Origin of the sequence: Chryseobacterium carnipullorum, from assembly GCF_900142785.1 — a bacterium.
Classification (GTDB): Bacteria; Bacteroidota; Bacteroidia; order Flavobacteriales; family Weeksellaceae; genus Chryseobacterium; species Chryseobacterium carnipullorum.
In genome coordinates this window covers 42538-61342 of sequence record NZ_FRCD01000017.1, presented here as the reverse complement: position 1 = coordinate 61342, position 18805 = coordinate 42538, and the positions used below count along the sequence as shown (strand labels likewise).

General features: G+C 35.3%; 21 protein-coding genes and 2 tRNA genes. 11 read left to right on the top strand and 12 right to left on the bottom strand.

What is annotated here, in order from left to right:
• A complete protein-coding gene (locus BUC06_RS18150; protein WP_068941786.1) occupies positions 1-834 on the bottom strand; it encodes a Hachiman antiphage defense system protein HamA in 834 nt (277 codons plus the stop codon).
• A gap of 458 nt (positions 835-1292) precedes the next feature.
• Between BUC06_RS18150 and BUC06_RS23630 the strand changes: the two genes are divergently transcribed.
• Positions 1293-1556 carry a hypothetical protein gene (locus BUC06_RS23630; protein WP_139263393.1) on the top strand — a complete coding sequence of 88 codons (264 nt, stop codon included), beginning with the start codon at positions 1293-1295 and terminating at the stop codon, positions 1554-1556.
• Positions 1557-2166: 610 nt separating this feature from the next.
• Here the strand turns inward: BUC06_RS23630 and BUC06_RS18140 are convergent.
• Both BUC06_RS18140 and BUC06_RS18135 read right to left on the bottom strand, forming a co-directional pair.
• Complete coding sequence (locus BUC06_RS18140) at positions 2167-2658, bottom strand: DUF1398 domain-containing protein (RefSeq protein ID WP_228423814.1); 492 nt, start codon at positions 2656-2658, stop codon at positions 2167-2169.
• 71 nt (positions 2659-2729) lie between these two features.
• Positions 2730-3494, bottom strand: a complete 765-nt coding sequence (locus BUC06_RS18135; RefSeq protein ID WP_068941792.1) for a helix-turn-helix domain-containing protein — start codon at positions 3492-3494, stop codon at positions 2730-2732.
• 457 nt (positions 3495-3951) lie between these two features.
• Between BUC06_RS18135 and BUC06_RS18130 the strand changes: the two genes are divergently transcribed.
• A tRNA-Asp gene (locus BUC06_RS18130) sits at positions 3952-4025 on the top strand.
• Positions 4026-4058: 33 nt separating this feature from the next.
• Positions 4059-4132 (top strand) — tRNA-Asp (locus BUC06_RS18125).
• Between the two features lie 228 nt (positions 4133-4360).
• Here the strand turns inward: BUC06_RS18125 and BUC06_RS18120 are convergent.
• Complete coding sequence (locus BUC06_RS18120; RefSeq protein WP_073335413.1) at positions 4361-5041, bottom strand: aspartate/glutamate racemase family protein; 681 nt, start codon at positions 5039-5041, stop codon at positions 4361-4363.
• A gap of 322 nt (positions 5042-5363) precedes the next feature.
• Between BUC06_RS18120 and BUC06_RS18115 the strand changes: the two genes are divergently transcribed.
• Genes BUC06_RS18115 through BUC06_RS18105 form a run of 3 tightly spaced genes read left to right on the top strand, consistent with a single transcriptional unit; the run spans position 5364 to position 6657 of the window.
• Entirely contained in the window at positions 5364-5801 is a 438-nt protein-coding gene (locus tag BUC06_RS18115) for a hypothetical protein (protein WP_073335412.1), read from the top strand.
• 4 nt (positions 5802-5805) lie between these two features.
• A complete protein-coding gene (locus BUC06_RS18110; protein WP_139263392.1) occupies positions 5806-6084 on the top strand; it encodes a hypothetical protein in 279 nt (92 codons plus the stop codon).
• A gap of 18 nt (positions 6085-6102) precedes the next feature.
• Positions 6103-6657 carry an XAC2610-related protein gene (locus BUC06_RS18105; RefSeq protein WP_073335410.1) on the top strand — a complete coding sequence of 185 codons (555 nt, stop codon included), beginning with the start codon at positions 6103-6105 and terminating at the stop codon, positions 6655-6657.
• A 303-nt stretch (positions 6658-6960) separates the two neighbouring features.
• Here the strand turns inward: BUC06_RS18105 and BUC06_RS18100 are convergent, their stop codons facing one another.
• Positions 6961-7347, bottom strand: coding sequence for a hypothetical protein (locus BUC06_RS18100; RefSeq protein WP_073335409.1), 387 nt, complete (start codon positions 7345-7347; stop codon positions 6961-6963).
• A gap of 158 nt (positions 7348-7505) precedes the next feature.
• On the opposite strand from BUC06_RS18100, the gene BUC06_RS18095 reads away from it, so the two are divergent.
• Together BUC06_RS18095 and BUC06_RS18090 are read left to right on the top strand one after the other, a co-directional pair.
• Positions 7506-8264 carry a response regulator transcription factor gene (locus BUC06_RS18095; protein WP_073335408.1) on the top strand — a complete coding sequence of 253 codons (759 nt, stop codon included), beginning with the start codon at positions 7506-7508 and terminating at the stop codon, positions 8262-8264.
• A 113-nt stretch (positions 8265-8377) separates the two neighbouring features.
• Positions 8378-9415, top strand: coding sequence for a L,D-transpeptidase (locus tag BUC06_RS18090; protein WP_083564120.1), 1038 nt, complete (start codon positions 8378-8380; stop codon positions 9413-9415).
• Here the strand turns inward: BUC06_RS18090 and BUC06_RS18085 are convergent.
• From BUC06_RS18085 to BUC06_RS18075, 3 genes are all read right to left on the bottom strand, one after another.
• Positions 9408-9935: a hypothetical protein gene (locus tag BUC06_RS18085; protein WP_073335407.1), complete on the bottom strand. Its 528-nt coding sequence runs from the start codon at positions 9933-9935 to the stop codon at positions 9408-9410. The two genes, BUC06_RS18090 and BUC06_RS18085, sit on opposite strands and share 8 nt — an antisense overlap.
• Before the next feature lie 2 nt (positions 9936-9937).
• Positions 9938-11260 (bottom strand): PDZ domain-containing protein, encoded by a 1323-nt coding sequence (locus BUC06_RS18080; RefSeq protein ID WP_073335406.1) that lies wholly within the window; start codon positions 11258-11260, stop codon positions 9938-9940.
• Between the two features lie 122 nt (positions 11261-11382).
• Positions 11383-12021, bottom strand: coding sequence for an alpha/beta hydrolase (locus BUC06_RS18075; protein ID WP_073335405.1), 639 nt, complete (start codon positions 12019-12021; stop codon positions 11383-11385).
• 225 nt (positions 12022-12246) lie between these two features.
• Between BUC06_RS18075 and BUC06_RS18070 the strand changes: the two genes are divergently transcribed.
• On the top strand, positions 12247-12669 hold the full coding sequence (locus tag BUC06_RS18070; protein ID WP_073335404.1) for a hypothetical protein: 423 nt from the start codon (positions 12247-12249) through the stop codon (positions 12667-12669).
• Positions 12670-12716: 47 nt separating this feature from the next.
• On the opposite strand, the gene BUC06_RS18065 is transcribed toward BUC06_RS18070, so the two are convergent.
• On the bottom strand, positions 12717-13361 hold the full coding sequence (locus BUC06_RS18065) for a response regulator (protein ID WP_073335403.1): 645 nt from the start codon (positions 13359-13361) through the stop codon (positions 12717-12719).
• A complete protein-coding gene (locus BUC06_RS18060) occupies positions 13351-15321 on the bottom strand; it encodes a tetratricopeptide repeat-containing sensor histidine kinase (protein WP_073335402.1) in 1971 nt (656 codons plus the stop codon). The genes BUC06_RS18065 and BUC06_RS18060 overlap by 11 nt, the downstream gene beginning before the upstream one ends.
• Positions 15322-15518: 197 nt before the next feature.
• Between BUC06_RS18060 and BUC06_RS18055 the strand changes: the two genes are divergently transcribed.
• Positions 15519-15935, top strand: coding sequence for a hypothetical protein (locus tag BUC06_RS18055; RefSeq protein ID WP_073335401.1), 417 nt, complete (start codon positions 15519-15521; stop codon positions 15933-15935).
• Between the two features lie 81 nt (positions 15936-16016).
• Here BUC06_RS18055 and tyrS read toward each other — a convergent pair whose 3' ends face one another.
• A complete protein-coding gene (gene tyrS / locus BUC06_RS18050) occupies positions 16017-17312 on the bottom strand; it encodes a tyrosine--tRNA ligase (RefSeq protein ID WP_073335400.1) in 1296 nt (431 codons plus the stop codon).
• A 145-nt stretch (positions 17313-17457) separates the two neighbouring features.
• Between tyrS and BUC06_RS18045 the strand changes: the two genes are divergently transcribed.
• Entirely contained in the window at positions 17458-18018 is a 561-nt protein-coding gene (locus tag BUC06_RS18045) for an RNA polymerase sigma factor (RefSeq protein ID WP_073335399.1), read from the top strand.
• An 89-nt stretch (positions 18019-18107) separates the two neighbouring features.
• Here the strand turns inward: BUC06_RS18045 and BUC06_RS18040 are convergent, their stop codons facing one another.
• A complete protein-coding gene (locus BUC06_RS18040) occupies positions 18108-18740 on the bottom strand; it encodes a hypothetical protein (RefSeq protein WP_073335398.1) in 633 nt (210 codons plus the stop codon).
• Positions 18741-18805 lie beyond the last annotated feature (65 nt).

Genomic DNA, 18805 nt, shown 5'->3' with positions numbered 1-18805 from the left:
TTATGCTTTACAAAGTTCTTGTACTTTTTCATAAAAAAGATCAATTGTTTTGGTAATCTCTTTGTTGAAATTTAAGACGCAAAATGTAATGTTATGTGGGTCGAAATCGGTTTGTTGTGTGAAAAATTTACCATAATCCTCATTGATTTTAACACATGATGCATCGCGTATCAAGGCACACCCAAAAACAAGATCAAAATCAGCATCTTTGCCAAACTCTAATAAAAGCAGCACTAATCCAATTTTTTCTGCCGCCTCGGTAGTGAGATTTCGAGTATAATCTGATAATCTGTTAACCAGGAGATCACGATTATTCTTAAATTTTGTTTGGGTATTAAAAATAGAATCATCGTTGTAATCTACTACATAAGGGGGATTTTTCTTCTGGGCTGATACCTTACCTTCACCAACCATAAGACTAATTCTATCTTTATTAATACGGTATCCAACCGCATCAAGCCCTCTACCTGGTTGAGCGGCTAATTCTCTGTTAGTGATATTTTTATAAGGGATAGTAAAACGTTCCTCAGGTGGTAACTTATCTTCGAAATAGTAGGTCAAAAGTAGCTCACCTAGGTCGCTTCGATAAATATCAGTTATTACGGGCTTGTGTATTTTACCAGCTTCTCTAATTAAATCTTTAGCGACTGAATTCTTTTTAATGACTTCTTTAAGTTGAGTACTATCAAAACCATGTTTCTGAAATAATAAATTTTCATCAATTTTTCCATATTCAAATTTAGTTTCAGATCGTTGTTTAATATACATTTCCGAAAATTTCATTATAAACTTCTCAGTCACAGAAATGTCTTCCTTAACGAATTTATGAGCCATCAATTATGAGTATTAGTAAAACGTTCAGTTAGGTAGATTTTGACAATCAATCAGAATCATAATAGTTTTTTATTATCCAAAGATATTAAAAATAGTGATGTGAATTCAATTAAAAGCCAATATTAACTCATTTGAAAAAGTATTATGCAATGCAATAAATACACTTAACATTAGCTAAATAATCTTAAATATGAAGACTTTTGTATCTACAGATGTTTAGCATAAATTTGGGTGGAAAGTTCTCCAATTCTTAATTGATTTTAAATATTTTTATGAAAGTAATAAATAGTGTGGTTATTTCAGAAACTATTATGTGATTCTAAAAAAAAAAGACATATTTATAATGAATACAGTTCTTAGCTTTCAAATGACCGCTAAATTTTAACAGAAGGCTATTCTAGAAAATTTAGAATACTTTATTAATATAGAGTAAATTTATTACCCGAATAATAAATACAATGTACTACGAACAACGATATATAAAAACTCAAAAGAATAATTCAGAAATTCAGTTGATTGATGAGCAAAGTAAAAATACTTTATATGATATTTTAGGCCAAAATAATAGAATTGTTTTACTTGGAAATCCAGGAATAAGCAAGTCTACCGAACTTAATATTTTATTTAATCATTTAGAAAGAAAAAAAACAGACGATTTAAATTTTCCCTTAAAAATCGATTTGAAAAACTTTCGTTCAGTTTCAAAATTAGAAATTCATTAAATTCATCTATGCAATAATTACTGATGGCATAGAGTCCCCATTTATAATTTTCATTTTGATGTAATTCGGAGTAAATAACATCGCCTAATATCTCAATATTCCTAAATGTCGTTTTTATTATTTTACTAAGGTATTTTTCAACATCATAGTTAAGATTTTCTTCTTCTAAAATGTTGGGCGACAGGTTGTCTTTGGAAAATAAGTCTTTGATATTCATGCTCATATAGAGTATTCCGGAATCTCTAGTCAGCATTATATCTTTTCCTTTGTGAATAATACTGTCCCGGATTTTTTTAATATTGTCTAAATCTGATTGAATATATTCCAAATACCTTATTATTTCAGACGGTAATTTGTTGGCATTATTTGGTTTTTTAGCATAGCTTACTAAGGTATTTATCGAATCTGTTCCCGGATATTGTTTAAGCTGCTTTTCGTCAAGGCAATTTTAATAAAGTGATAAAAGAAATCATACACACTTCTGAGATTAGTAAAAATATTTTCGGCAACTATATACTTGAATATACAAGATTTATTTTTTGATTCGCTACATCCAAATATATAGTATAGTGGCCTAGCTCATTTTGGGACTAACGTTCTTTTTCAAATCTTATTGCGGAATTTCCTCTAACAAAATTTCGTTTCCTGCTTTGTCAAAATATGTACAAGTCATTTTATACATACAGATTTCCCACTTTTCAATTCCTGTTTCTGCACACATTTTTATAAATGTTAAAAAATCTGTTTTACCTTGCTGATGAGCCTTCAATTCAGCTTTAAACATTTCCATATCTGCATTTTCAGCGATGATTATTGTTTCATATTTCGCGGGGACTTTTGCAACATAATTATCGGTGCCGTAATAATTAATATGCCCATCACTAACATAAGTTTCATAATGAGTTACACCCATTGCTTTAATTTCTCTAATGTAGGCAGGAAAATCTGCACCCGATTTTACTTTGCTGTGAGCTGTTCTTAATTGTTCTACTGTAAACATTTTTTCTTTGTTTTTAATTGTTAAACGATTTGTTGAATTACACGCAACCATAATGCTGAAACCTATGAAAAAAACTGTTGATTTTAAAGCTGTTTTCTTCATTACTCTGCTTGATGATTACACTGCAAAGTTGCGATACCTACAATAGGTGCAATTGTAAAAAATCGTTTTTTTTACAAGAATCGTTTAAAGTTTTCGGGAGTATCGCCAGTAAATTGTTTAAAGTCTTTGATGAAATGCGCTTGGTCGAAGAAATTATTTTCGTAGCAAATCTCAGTCAGCGATTTTGTTTCGTTCAGATTGTCAAGCACGGAATTGAAACGAACAATAGAAGCAAATTTTTTGGCAGTTGTCCCCACCACTTTTCTAAAACGCTTTTCAAACGGACTTTGGCTGATGAATAACTTTTCGTTCAGCTCTTTTATACGGATAGTTCCATTGGTTTGATAGATAAGTTTTACCGCATCCACAATTAATTTATCGGTTTCAATATCTTTAAGTTGAGATAGCAAAAATTGCTCAACTATTTTGATTCTTTGTTTGTCGGAAATGGCCATAGTCAATTTCTCCTCCACTTCTGCAACACTGTTTTTATTAAAAATATCGTCCAGCGAAAGGCTTAAATTAAAAAGCTCATTGGCAGGATGTGATGCAAAATGTGTAAAACCGATTTCAGTGAAATACACCAAAATAGTTCCTATGTGAGCCGAGTTTTTGAATATTTTGTAACCATCAGAAATACCTGTAATTCCTGCCGTTGTCAGTCTGTTTTCCCTATTATTTGTTACAACAGAAAGTTTTCCTTTATATTGAAAACCGATCACCAATCCCGAAGACGGAAACACTTTGTACTCATTTTCCAATTCATTCTCTGACACTACAAAATACTTGATGTACGGTTTTAGTTGAGCTGTTGGAAAATGTTTGTCGAATTTCATTGATGAGCACAATATTTTATAAAATATTTCTTATTATATATAGCAAAATTAAAGTAAAATATGGCACCTATATACTTGAATTTCTTGAAAATAAAATATTACTCGTTTTTTTTTATCGGTACATTTAAATATATAACAGCCTAAATAATTATGAATGAATTTCAGAATCAATATATTTTAATTGAAGAGTAAAAATATTTAAGAATTTTATGTTTGAGACTCTGGTATTTACAATGATTTTTTATGAGATTTAGTAAAATAATTTGCGAAAAATAAAAAAAGACCTATATTTGCACCAGTAAAAACAAACAATCTTAATCTTGTTTAAAAAAGTGACCTATTCGGTGACCTAAAAATAAGAGAACGATATAAAGCTTATGGATAGGGAGTTTTTCAAATAAGAACAAGTCCCGTCCGGATCGCAGAAGTTTTTATTCAATTTCTTTTAAAAAAAATTGATCCGGTAGTTCAGCTGGTTAGAATGCCGCCCTGTCACGGCGGAGGTCGCGGGTTCGAGTCCCGTCCGGATCGCAGAAGTTTTCATCAATTTACTTTAAAAAAATTGATCCGGTAGTTCAGCTGGTTAGAATGCCGCCCTGTCACGGCGGAGGTCGCGGGTTCGAGTCCCGTCCGGATCGCAAGATCTTTTCAACCCCTTCAATTGTTTGAAGGGGTTTTTTATTTGTGTCATTGCATTTAAAAACAAATTAAGCCTTTATTTATATTGTAATAAGATTGGTGCAAAAAGTTAGAGATAGAATCATCTGTTTTTAGCGCAAAGCCAGATTCTAACAATAAATATAATCAGGATACAAAGAGGAAAGTTTCTTCGCCCTATTTTTTAGTTATTCCGACGAGAACAATTTCTACGAAACAATATACTCTACAATAGCTTCACAATGTATTTTTGTCGTATCAAAAACAGGAACAGAAATATCATCCTGACTGATTAGTAAAGGAATCTCCGTACAACCCAAAATAATACATTCTGCTCCGCTGTTGACAAGGTCTTCTACAATCGAAATGTAACTGGCTTTTGTTTCCGGATTAATGAGGCCCACTCCCAGTTCATCTTTTACAGTCTGCTGAATATAATCTCTTGTTTCCTGATTTTCCGGAACGAGAACTTCAAGTCCATATTCTTCAAGTTTATTTTTGTAAAATTCCATTTCCATGGTAAACTTTGTTCCGATTAATCCAGCCTTTTTAAAACCTGCTTTTTGTATAGCCCTTGCGGTTTCTGTTCCTAGATGGATAATCGGCAGTTTTAGGGTATTCTGAAGCTCATCAGCAAAGAGGTGAGCGGTATTCGCACACAGAACAATGCTATCGGCTCCGCTGTTTTTAAGATGCTTGCAGGCATTCAGTAATAAATCAAAGGAATGGACCCAGCTTTTAGCCTGGATATCTCCAAAATTCAGAGAGTAGATCATGCATTCGGCGGCATTCAGTCCTCCCAGTCTTGCATTAACTCCTTCATTGATGAACTTATAGTAATCTAATGTAGATACCCAGCTTATTCCGCCTACCAATCCTATTTTTTTCATGAATTTTGCAATTTACCATTCACGACAAATCTAGACAAAAGTTTCCATTGTATCCCGTACATTTGTTGGTATATTGATGATTTCAATGATGGATGAGCCGGTTGAAACTTTTAGATCTGTTAATCCATATCCGTACACTGCTCAGGTATCTATGTTGATTGAGTTTGAGTTATCGGCAAATAAAAGTTCGTTCTTTTTCAAACGAGTGTTTGCCAGGAAAAGAGATATGATAGTACCCTATTTATAGTTATTTTTGTTCAGAAGAAGCATCGAACCAAACGATTTATTGTTATAATATTATTGAAAACTATAAACACCAACAATGTCAAGAAGAAAATTTATTCTGCTTTCCATCCTTAAAACCTGGTTTATTGCTACCATTATTTCTACAGTGATTCTGATGGTTTACATGATGATTACGGAAGTTCCGAATAAACAAACCAGAACCTGTGATATGAGCGGCCTTGCGTATAGCCTTCTGATCATGTGGATTTTGTCTTTGGGTATTGTTTCCTTCAGCAGTCTTTTTTCTCTTTTAAAAGTTTTTCATGGAAAGATAAAAAGAGGGCTGTGCTGGTTTTTACTTCCCATACTTACGGCGGGATATTTTTTTATAGCCATTTCTGAGGGAAAAATCGATGGGGAAGGAGTGATCTATTTTTTGATCTCCAATCTTCCGTGGTTTCTTCTGTGGGGATTTTATTACTCCCGATTTAATTTTTTGTTTAAGTCATCATTAACAACACCATACAACCGATAAAAAAATGAAAAAATTGTTTTTGTTCCTCGCAATTATGCTGTATACCTTTGTCCTTAAAGCTCAGCCACTCACCTTAAAATCTGTCGACGCAGATAAAGAATTCAGGTTAAAGCTATATTACGGAAATGCTGGTAAAGGAGCTTTTGTGCAGTATGAAGGAAAGAAAGGCATTATTCCACTGCGGGTTAAAAGTTATGTATTAGATACCCTTCAGGCAAGGAATAACCAGCCGGACCGTCATTATTTTGTATGGGAAGAGATGGTGAATGGAAAAGTACACTGAACATATCAATTGCTGCAAATGAATCATCTGATTGCTGATGCATCTTACATCAGGGAACAAGATCGAAGACATTTCTTACTTGATCTTGCAGAAATTCATAATGAAAAAGAGGATGGTAATGATCAATACCTTTTGCATGGTGCATTAATCTCATTTAATCATTTTTATAATAGTAATTTGCTGATCGAATATCCGGATGGAAAAAAGATGACTGCCGAGCTTCCTTTTCCGGACAATCCTGAGGCAGCCCAACAAAGTATCATTGAGGATTATAACTTCGATGGCTATGATGATCTCGCCTTCACGATTCCCGATGCAGGAATGGGTGTATACCACAGGTTTACGATTTATCTGTACAATCCGAAAAAGAAACGGTTCGAGAAATTAAAGGAACCGGATTACTCACGTTCAGACTGTTCGTGTCTTTGCGATGTTGATGCAAATAAAGAAAAGAAATTATTACAGACTGGTTGCCGTGGTGGTGCTTCATGGCATCAGGACTCATACCGTTTTGACAAAAATGGAATGTTACAATGGATTGGTAAAAGGGATTTGTCCGAGGAGATTGAGTAAATGAGTAGTGATCTTTGGAGAAAAGGATTAAAGATTCTGGATAACAGAATCCATATAGTTTAAGGCTTAGATAAAGGGAAATACTGCAAAGAAAAATTAAGAACCTTAACTCCCTCCGCATTCAACATCTGAAAAATCTCAAACCGTGAAACGCTTCCAAGTCGGAAGCATACTCCAAAAAACAACATTCCCAATCAATATCCGTAAAAAAAATTACTGCCCAAAAAGACAGTAATAGACAAAGATCAGCTGATATGATATTTCACACAGTTTGCGGTTTTTTTACTACAGAAATTAATTTCGTTATTGAGAAAGCTGATCTCTAAGGGCTGCTTTAATCCGGCCGCTGTTATTGAATATTTTCAGTCTGAACTGACCCTCATGGGCGGAGTTATTTACGATAAAAACTTGATGTTTGAAATCTACCTTAACTTTGACCGAATCGTTTTTTGGCAGCTCCTTTATTTCACGGTTATTGATGACATATTGAAGTGGGTCTTTCTGCGAAGAATTGTATAAAACCACTTCGAGATTCTCCTTTGACGAATTTTTAATGTTTAGATTTTTGTAGGCAGGAATTTTCCATCCATTGCGGTAAAGATGTCTGCCACGGGTAATCTGAAAAGAAGATAGAATAATAACAAAAACTGCTAAGAAGATAAATAGTGAGCAAAAATAGATATTTTTCATTTTTCGGACTATTGATTTGTTTTGGTACAGAACCGACTTTATTTTTGGTAAAATTATATTACGTCATTTTGATAACCGCTACACTTTTGTGTAGATTTGCTTAAATAGGATAAAAACTACACTTTTGGGTAGTGATTGACCGGTTGATTAACAAAGGTATGGAAGAAATCAATAAATTTTTTAATAATAAAAATAATGTACAAAGCGATGCAGCAATTGATCAAAGCCAGGTCGGAGATTATTTGCAGGCCGTAAAGGCATTTTCCAGACTCACTTATCAGAGCCTGTATGTCATCGATTATCAGACCAGAGCTTTTGAATATGTATCTGAAAATCCGCTGTTCTTGTGTGGTAAATCTTCGGAAGAGGTCAAAGAATTGGGCTATGCTTTTTATTTTCAGAATGTAAAAACTGAAGATGTGGAATTGCTGATCAGGATCAATGAGGCTGGATTTGAGTTTTATGAAAATATTCCGGTGGAGGAGAGAAAACTGTATTCTATTTCTTACGATTTTTATCTCATCAACAACAAAAAGAATATGGTTCTGGTGAATCATAAACTCACCCCGATGTTTCTTACTGAGGAAGGGCAGATCTGGAAAGCTTTATGTATTGTTTCCCTTTCAAACAGTACATCTTCTGGTAATGTTGTGGTGAGTAGAGAGGGTTCGGATGAACTTTGGAAATATGATCCTGTAGCGAAAAGATGGGGGAAAGATGAAAAAATAAAGCTTTCTCAGAGAGAATATGAAATTCTGAGATTATATGCCAGCGGGCTAACGATTAATGAAATTGCAGAAAAACTGTTTATCTCTGCTGATACTGTAAAATTTCACAGAAAAAAACTCTTTGATAAAATTGGAGTTAATAACATTGCTGAGGCGCTTTCTTATGCTAAAACTAATAAGTTGCTGTAACACAATACTCTTCGGTACCGTTTTTTTACGGTATTTTTTATAATGTCTTTTATGATTCAAAATTAGGTCTGATATTTGCAATGGGTAATCAAACTAAATGACCTGTTTTATTTATGAAAAACATATCTGTGAAGAAATCATTTTTATACGCATGTATCTGTGCCACGTTCATGGTCTCATGTAAAAAAGAAATTGAAAAAGTAAGCGATACTTTTAAAGATACCATGTCTTCGTCCGAAACACCAGTTGTCGAAAAAGACTCTATTAAAAAAGATTCAGTCATCCAAAAAGAATCTGTACCTCCTGCAATGCAGGAAAACGGTTTTTATAACGCATTTGTACTTCCCAAGGACAAGAAGCTCAGAGACTCTGTTTATGCAGAATTCAGCAAAAAATACAGTGAGAAAGAGCGTTATGCTATCTTGGCCCTGAACAGACTTGATTCTAAAAATAGATTTAACGCTGATACCTTAGTGGTTCCTGCCAAAATAGATACGACGCTGATGTCTTACTCACCTTTCCCGATGCAGTTGGATATTCTGAGCGGAGTAAAAAAGTTTGTGATCTTCTCCTACCCAATTCAGGCTTATGGAGTGTATTCTAACGGAAGCCTTGTCAAATGGGGGCCTACAAGTATGGGGAAAAAAGCGGCCCAGACCACAAGAGGCCTTACTTTTGCCAACTGGAAAAAGAAACTGTCAATCTCAACGGTTAGCAGCGAGTGGAAACTTCCCTATAATTTCAATATTCACAATATCGGTGGTATCGGATGGCACCAGTATGATCTGCCGGGTTATCCTGCATCACACTCATGTTTACGTCTGCTGATGAAAGATGCCCAATGGTTATACTCCTACGCAGACACTTGGATTCTAAATCCGGGAGGGGCAACCACCAAAGCTAAAGGAACAGCGGTAATGGTCTTCGGAGATTATAAATGGGGGGGACGAAAACCATGGAAAAAGCTTTTGGATGATCCCAATGCAAATAATATTTCAGTGGAAGAAATGACCCAACTCCTGGAACCTAGTGTTGACAAAATGATCAAAGAACAGGACAACAGAGAAAAAGTATCAGATTCTATCAAAGCCGCCAAAGCTATGGCAATGCCGGCCCAGAGTGAAAAACCTGCAGAAATTCCTGCTAATTGATTTTCTTCTCAAACTGTGAAGTAGATTCTTCAGCAAATCTTCTTAGCTTAAGCATTTCTTCTTTGCCCTTATATTGTCCGAACCGGGCAGCTACATAAGTAAGAAGAATGAAAAACAACATAACAAATGAAGCGCTCAGGGCCCACGGGAACTCAGCGCTTTTTATCTGTTTTTCCACGTAGAACATCGTGAAAAATGTCATCCAGAGAATAGAAAATGAAAAATACAGGAACATAAAGAACGTCCATACTGCAGAGCTGGGACCAAATATTCCCCGTATGGCAATATCATCCTCCTCAACCTCTATTCTTAAAGAAAGACGGGGTTTCCAGTAATTATCATATTTTGTTTCTACCCAGATGGTAGCTACTTCCTTGTTGATGTTTCCCGAAAACTCATCCTTATGTTCCGCAAGGTATTTTTTTAATTGCTCTGCATATTCATCTTTGGTAAGATGGGTAAACATTTTGAATCTCGGGCGAGTTCTAATTTTATCTATTGTGCTTTCTTTAGTTTCCATATTTATTCTTGATAGGGTATAGGATCTTCCAATACAAAATTAAAGGTCATTTCTTTATTCTTTCTCTGAATCACCATGGTGATGTTTTTTCCTTCTTCAGATTTCATCAGGTCCATGATTTTTTCCATCGTCATATCTGCAGTCTTGCTTCCGTTAATAGTTAATACACGGTCATCTTTCTTCACTCCTGCTTTAAATGCTGGGGAGTCCTTTCTGACGCCGGCAACAGAAAAAATAGGTTTTAAGGTGAATTTATACTGGAATTTATTGGTTACCGAAATTTCTGTACCAGCTTCCGATAATTTTTTCGGTTCAATTTTTACACGGTCTTCCTGCCATTCCAGTCCATCCTGTTTAAAATCTAATCCACTCATATTAAAATGAAAAGGATCGTCAAAATTCTTGTTTTTTTTAAGATACAATTTTCCGCCCGTATAATCAAAAATTACTGAAAATCTGCGCATGATTTCTCCACCTAAAGATCCCTTTCTGTCCGCGACCAGATTCACGTGTTGGATAGAATATTCATCAGGCATTGCTGTGAGCGGTTTTTCAAATTTAAAGTCCTGCAGATAAAAATTATGGATTCTGCTTCTTTTACCATAAATGTCTCCATTGAATCCCCGCCCCAGATAATCTTCAATATTAGGTCTGTTGTACACAAAATCTTTGATGAGGGCAGGGAAGAGCCAGATGGCATCACTGTTTCCAAGATCAATCAACAGTTTTGAACTTTTTTTGTCATTGGTCATCTCAATATCTGCATAAAGATAGGGTTTATCTTTCTCTATGCTTAGGGGGAATTCCGTATACTTTCTGATCTTCTTTTTAAGTATATCACCATTTTCATAAACGGTTATTTTTTTTGCCGTATAATCTATTGAAATAGGATGGTTTTTGAAAAAATGGTACCCGATCACTCCATTCACTGGAATTCCTATATGAGAGGAAATATTAAATTCTTCATCGGTGATAATGAACAAAAGCATGGAAGAATTAATAATCTTGTTACCTATTTTCGCAAGGTTACGGTCAGATTTAAAACCGTCTATGCTTACGTTTCCTCCTAATCCCGAAAATTTTATTTTCTCAACATTTTCAAACTTGATTTCTTTATTGTCAAGACTGAAAAGAATGGTTTCTGCCACCCCCGTATCCAACATAAAAGTAAGGTCTGCACCGTTAACATTAATTGGTATGAAAATGAGGTTATTAATAAGCTTAAAAGGAATAACCGCTTTTTTTACATTAACCAACTCAAAATTGTTCTGAGCATCAATAAAAATGCTAAAGAATATGGTCAGTAAAAAAAGCTTAAGTTTCATTTACTGAATTTAGTGAAATAATTCTTACTGTAAATAAAAAAACATTCCAAAAACAGGAATGTTTATATCAACTGCAATGAAACAGCAGTAAGTTTGAATTTTATTTAAAATAGATGCTGGTCTTATTTCGAAAAGAAATCCATCAGGTCCATATAGTTTTTCTGATTTACGCCGTGTCCACTCATATATTCTCTGAATGTAAAATAGCAGCTCAGGTCATACAGAAGATCTGCCGCTTTTCTGCCCCATTCCATAGGGATCACCGCATCATCTGTTCCGTGGGATACAAAAAAGCGAAGACGTTCCAGTTTCTTTTTATCCTTTACAATACCGTCCAGCAATTTTTCCTCCGGATAACTGCTCAGACAAGCCACATAACTAAACATATCAGGATGTTTTAATGCCAAAGCATAACACAATATTCCACCCTGACTGAAACCACATAAATGCACTTTTCCTTCGGTAAGCCCATAATGATTCACAACTTTCAATATATTTTCCAACACGCCATCCAACGATTCCTTAGCCTGAGCAACATCTATGAAGTTTTCAGGATTATTAAAATCTATGTCAAACCAGGAATACCCTTCAAACTGAGTATCTCTTGGTGCTCTGAAACTTACAATAAGCCAGTCAGCGGGAAGAGTCTCCCTGAAGCTGAAAAGATCCTGTTCATTACTGCCGTACCCATGAAGCATAAAAAGTACAGTAGTATTAGGAGTGATATGTTCCGGTTCTCTTACTATATAATCTAAATTCATACAGCAAATATAATTAATAAATCACATTGTAAAATTCAAAACATGATGCTGTATTTTAATATTTCATCATTAGTGGTTTGTTAGCTTCAAAAGGGGCTGATCCTGCAATTGTGCTTTTTGCTGATTTGATATTATTTACAAAACATTGTTGGAAATTTTTCATAAAAGTTATTTTTATATTAATAAAAAACTTATATTTGAAACATTAAAAATCTATTTGGAGAAATGAAGCAATTTTACAAATCAAAAAGTTTACTTAGACTTTCTTTTTTATTCGTTCTATTATTTTCTGTAATGACCGTGTTGAATTCTTGTAAAAAGGATAATGATGAAGAAGAGTTTGCAGATCATGTTGTTCAGTTTGAAGTAAAAACAACTACCGGAGGTGTTATCAGAGCTATTGTAACACAAGTAGGAACCGTTAAAACTGATATTTTCGATCCTGTAGGAACTACCTGGGCAAGCGGTGAATTTTTCGTAAATTCCAGCCAGGCACAGTTAAACCTTGATGCTAAGGCAGATCTTCCTAGTGCAGATTCAGAACTGGTGGTTAATCTTTATATAGACGGGGAAATCGTAAGAACCAAAAAAATGGTTGGAGCAGGTCCTTTAGTAGCTTCTATTGATTACAGCTTCTTAGAATTATAAGTATCATTTACTTAATATATATAAAACCGCTTTCAGAGCGGTTTTTTTTATATACCGTTTTCAATCATATTCTGCTGGATGGCCCGGTGAATAAGCTCAGTAGAATTTTTCGCCTGAAATTTCTGCAGCAGATTTTTACGGTGGGTATCTACAGTAAGCGGACTTAAAAAAAGTTCATCTGCAATGATCATGCTGGTTTTTCCTTCTGCTACCATTTGCAGGATCTGCTTTTCTCTCTTTGTCAGCCTGGGTATCGGCAGATCATTTTGAGTAGGCTTGCTGATCATTTGTCTGGTCTCATTGCAGAAGACAATATCTCCGGAATAGGCTCCCTGAATGCATACCACCAGTTCATCTATCGATGTGTTCTTAAGAATATAACCGCTCGCACCGTTTTGTATAGACTGCATGATAATACTTCTTTCAGAACGGTTACTGAACATGATCACCGAAGTTGCGGGTGATATTTTTTTAATTTCTCTGCAAAGTTCTGTACCATTGGCATCAGGAAGGGTAATATCCAGAAGAATGATATCTACTGTATGATTCCTGATAAATCCAATGATCTCTGAACCTGTGGTGAAACTTGCGGAAACGGTGAAACCGAGCTGAGTGCTTAACATCATTTTTAGCCCTTCTATGACAATAGGGTGATCGTCTACAATGGCAATATTTATTTTTTTATTCTCCATCAATCTTAAGTTCAATATTAATAGTTGTACCCTGCGGGTCAGAGCTGACCTCCATTTTTCCTTTCAGGTAATTGACCCTGTTTTTTAAATTACGCAGTCCCATACTTTTAGTATGTTCAATCCCTGTATCAAATCCCTTTCCGTTGTCTTCAATGGTAATCATAAAACGGTCATCAGATTGGGAGCATTGGAGCAAAATACTGGTAGCTTCGGCATGTTTCAGGGCATTCGCCAGTAATTCCTGAACGATTCTATAGATATTAAGCTGAATAGGTAAAGGTATTTTTTTTTCAATATCAATAGCCTGAAAGTCAATGTCCAGATCTTTTCTCACATAAAATTCACAAAGATCATTTAAAGCCGTTTCCAAACCAAAATTCAAAAGTGATTCGGGCATTAAGTTTCTTGCGATATGACGAAGTTCACTTACAGAATGGTCTAGCTGTCCCAGGATCTTATAAAACTCTTTATCTTTTTCAGCCGGTAAATGATGGGAAGACCATGTAGAGAAATTAATTTTAACTCCGGCAAGCATTCCGCCTAAACCATCGTGCAGGTCTCTGGCAATACGTTCCCTTTCTCTTTCTTCACCATCAAGAATAGCTCTTGTTAGGGAGAGCTCCTCCTTTTGTTTAATGTCGTTGATTCTTTGTTCGGATATTTTTTTATTTTTTCTAAATAAGATAAAAAGGAAAATCAAAAGGCTTAAAACTAATAATAATATAAGACTAAGTCCCCACAGATACGAATTTTTCTTATTTACTTCCAGATTTTTCTGGTTCCGTTCAGCATCTAAGATGGCTATTTTCTTTTCTTTTTCAGCGGCATTGAATTTTGCCTCAATTTTATTGATCTCAAGCCTTACATTCGCACTGCTCAGGCTATCATTGAGTTTCGAATACTTTTGTTCCCATACCAAAGCTTCCCGGACATTTCCCATTTCTTCATTCAATGCAGAAAGTTGCTTATAGATGGTTTTTCTGTTGTTAAGATCGATGGCAAGAGATTTCTCTGCTAAAATATTTTCCAGTACATTTTTGGCTTCACTGTATCTTTTCAATTTCTTTAAAATATCATATTTGTTGAAATAGAACATTTGTGCCTGGAGATTCTGATTGAATTTTTTGGTATAATAGAGCCCTTTTTCAATAATGGGTAATGCCTCTGAATTTTGCTGTTTCGTAATTAAGTAAAGCGTTTTACCATAATAAAAAAACGAGTTGGCTGAAGACTCTGGATAAGGCATAATCAATTTTTCAGCTTTATCCAGAAACTTTTTGGCTTCATTTCCTTTCGCCTGATAACAGAAATTGCTGGCAGAGTTGAGGTAGGTATAAAATAATTCAGCAGAATCAGGATAATCTTTTTCAAGAATTTTTATAGCCTGTTTGTTGTAGTTTCCAGCCTTTTCAAACTGTGCATTATAAGTAAGGATGATCGCCAGTTGAGTATAGGCAAATCCTAAGTTTTTGCTGTTTCCATATTTTTTTATCAATGGAATACACTTTTCTACCACGGTTTTCACCAAAAAAGGGTAGCCCTCCTTATCTTTTTGGGTAACTCCATAGCCATACCAGGCCAAAGATTGATAGAAGTCAGATTCCCTTGTTTTTAATTTTGATAATACCTTAATGGCCTGTTGATAAGCATGAGCGGCTTTTTCTTTATTTCGGTCCAGATGGTATTGACCTTCGTAGTAATCATATTTTCCGGTAAGAAAAGCATCATGGGTAATGAACGTTTTTCCATGTTCCAGGTATTTTTTGCTTAAAAGAGAATCACTGTTTCTGTAATAATTTGATAAAAGAAAAGATGCTGTTGCTTTTGAAGTATGGGCAGCTGTACTTTTTGTGACATTCTGTAAGCTGTCTAAATATAATTTCTCATTAAGAGGGAAAACTTGCTGGGACTGTAAAGCAAAAGATAATAATATGCTTAGTAGAATCAGTAATCTCTTCATTGGGTATCAGTTCTGTAAATGGATTTGGATGCTCAATTTAATTAAAAATTTCAGTAAATAAAATACCTGATTTTAGGTAGAAAAAAATACACATTTTTCAGGATTGATAAAGTTAGATCACTCTGATAGCTTTGCAGGTACCAAATCGTTGATCATAGAATATTAAATAAATAACTTACATTTTAAACAAAAAGATTATGAAAAGAATGAAATTGAACCAGCTGCTTAGAGGAACATTGGCAGTATTGCTGACAACCCTGTTTTTTGGATTGGTGACCTCTTGTAGTAATGATGATGACGATGACAACAGCCCGGCAAAGAAAAGTCATAAAGTTGTTTTCAAAGCTATAGCGTCCTCAGGAAGTAATATCGATGTAGCGGTATATGGAATTGATGGTAATCCAACCACGGCTTCAAGCCTTAGCGGAACAACATGGACCAGCACGGAGGTAACGTCAGAACCAGGAGCATATAATGCGAATGTTGCGGTCAATGCAATCGGGGCAAATGCCTCTTCTACATTGAAGGTTCAGATATGGGTAGATGGCGAATTGAAAAAAGAAGGATCTTCCAGCGGACAGTATTTATCGGCTTCTGCCAGTTATGTATTTTAAAACTAAATAACTTTCATGAATAAAAACCGGCGCTGAGATCAATCTCAGCGCCGGTTCTTTTATTTTTATAAGGTATTGAAATTAAATAACCTTTACAATGAAATAGCTTTTCTTACCTTTTTGAAGCAGTAGAAATTTACCATCAATAAGGTCACTTTCATTGGCAGTATACGTGTCATTTACTTTCTCTTTATTTACAGAAATAGCATTTCCTTTGATCTCTCTCTGAGCTTCACTTTTAGATTTTAAAAATCCTGATTTTTCAGAAAGAAGATCAACAATGTTAATGCCCAAAACATCAGTTTTCGCCACTTCTTTTTGTGGAACACCGTCAAAAACTTCAAGGAAAGTTTCTTCATCCAGACTGACCAGATCTTCAGCAGTAGAACGTCCGAAAAGAATTTCCGAAGCCTTCAGAGCTTTTTCATATTCTTCTCTGCCATGTACCCAAACCGTTACCTCCTCAGCCAGTCTCTTCTGAAGTTTTCTTTCGTGAGGAGCGGTTTTGTGCTCTTCAACTAAGGCTTCAATTTCTTCTTTTGCTATGAAAGTGTAGAATTTAATGAATCTTTCTGCATCTTCATCCGTAGCATTCAGCCAGAACTGGTAGAATTTGTACGGCGATGTCTTCTTTTTGTCCAGCCAGTAATTCTCTCCGCTTTCAGACTTTCCGAATTTGGAACCGTCAGCTTTAGTGATCAGAGGAACCGTTAATGCAAACGCTTCTCCCTGAGCCTTTCTGCGGATCAGTTCAGTACCGGTAGTGATATTTCCCCACTGGTCAGAACCTCCCATCTGAAGCTTTACATTATTATTTTGATACAAATGAAGGAAATCATATCCCTGAATAAGCTGGTACGTGAATTCCGTAAAACTCATTCCGTCTGCTCCGCCATCTCCCGAAAATCTCTTCTTAACAGAGTCCTTCGCCATCATATAATTAACCGTGATGTTTTTCCCTACATTTTTAGCAAAATCAAGGAAAGAAATATTCTTCATCCAGTCGTAATTGTTCACCAATTCTGCTTTATTAGGACCATCACCCTCAAAATCCAAAAATTTTGACAGCTGGTTTTTTAAACAGTCTACATAGTGAAGAAGAGTCGCTTCATCCAGCAGGTTTCTTTCTGCAGATTTTCCTGAAGGATCTCCGATCATCCCTGTAGCACCTCCCACCAAAGCAACCGGCTTATGTCCGTGCTGTTGGAAATGGGCTAAAATTTTGATCTGGATAAGACTTCCGATATGCAAAGAATCAGCAGTCGGGTCGAAACCAATATATGCAGTAGTTACCTCTTTATTCAGCTGTTCATCGGTTCCTGGCATCATATCGGCAAAAAGACCACGCCATTTTAGTTCTTCTATAAAGGAATTCATCTATACTTTTCTTTAAAATTTTATGGTGCAAAGATAGTAAATTCAGGAGTATCGGTAATCGATGAAACAAGGCAAAAAAAATAAAGGATAAAAAGGCGGATTTGCCCCTTTGCCCTTTCACTTAAAAAAATTATATTTGTTAGTAATGAACGACGAACAGCTATTTCTGCTTATTCAAAAGGCAAAAGAAAAGGACCAGAAAGCCCAGACCAAACTCATCAATGTTTTTTGGGTGGATGTTTTCTCTTTTGTGATGAAGAAAGTAAAAGATGAAAATGATGCAGATGAGATCACGGTAAATGTTTTTTCAAAAGTGCTGTCCAAACTGGATATGTACGATCCCCATTTTCAGTTTAAAACCTGGATATTAACCATTGCCCAAAATACGGTCATTGATTTCTGGAGAAAAAGAAGTCGTGAAAACCAGGACCCAACCGAAAATCTGGATGAAGTTAAAAATCAATTCGCAAAATCACCTGAAGAGCTCATGATCTCTAATGAAGAGCAGAAAAAGATCATCAAAACCATAGAATCGCTGGATGCCAATTATCAGGATATTATCAAATTAAGATTCTTTGAAGAGAAAAGCATCAAAGAGATTGCAGAAGAGCTCGGAATTTCCGTGGCCAATACAAAAGTAAGGGTCATGCGTGCCAAAAAAGTCCTGGCAGAATTACTGAAAAACAATGAATTTGATGATCACTAGAATATCAGATCGTTAATTTGTTCTATCAATTCAAAGTGAGTTGTTTTAATTATTGTAATGACTTAATAAAAATTTGAACTTTCAAAATGTTAGAAATAAACTTCTTCCTTTGTCTTTGGAAGAACAATTTTTCTTTGATCCTTTTGATGTCTGTTTTGCAGATCGATCTTTAATCCCTTTTTAAAATAAGTTTCCTGCTTCGACTTCCCATATTCTTTGGTGTTTTCTACCTCCTTTTTATAGTTAAGCTGACCTGTAGAAAGGTTGAAATCTACTTCTGCCCAGTAATCTCCCGGTCTTCCTGATTCTGAAGAATAGCCTATCAGTTCAAAATGTCCGTTCTGCAACCTGTATTTATCTGTGTAACCCCATTTCCAGCTGCTTCCGCCTGCCTGAGTGATGCTTAAAATTCCTTTTGAAATCGTTGTACTCTGATAAGGGTCGCCCATCATACCTCCGCCGGCACTTTCTAAAATAGCATTTCTTGATTTGCTCAGAATCATCCACGTACCGCCACTTTTCTTCAGAATCTGAATTTCGCGGATGTTGCCCAGTTCACCCTCATCTGCTGTATTATAAATAACCACCTTTTCAGGAATTTTATCACCATCCAGATCGCCCTCGACAGTTTCAATGATTTCCGAACCTGCCGGCTGAAGTTCTTTTTGAGCAAAACAAAATGTACTGATCATAACGGATAGGGTAAAAAGAATCTTCTTCATAATTTAAATTTGGTATTTTAAAAGTACAATTATATTTTGAATTATCTGTTTCATCAATTTCTCCG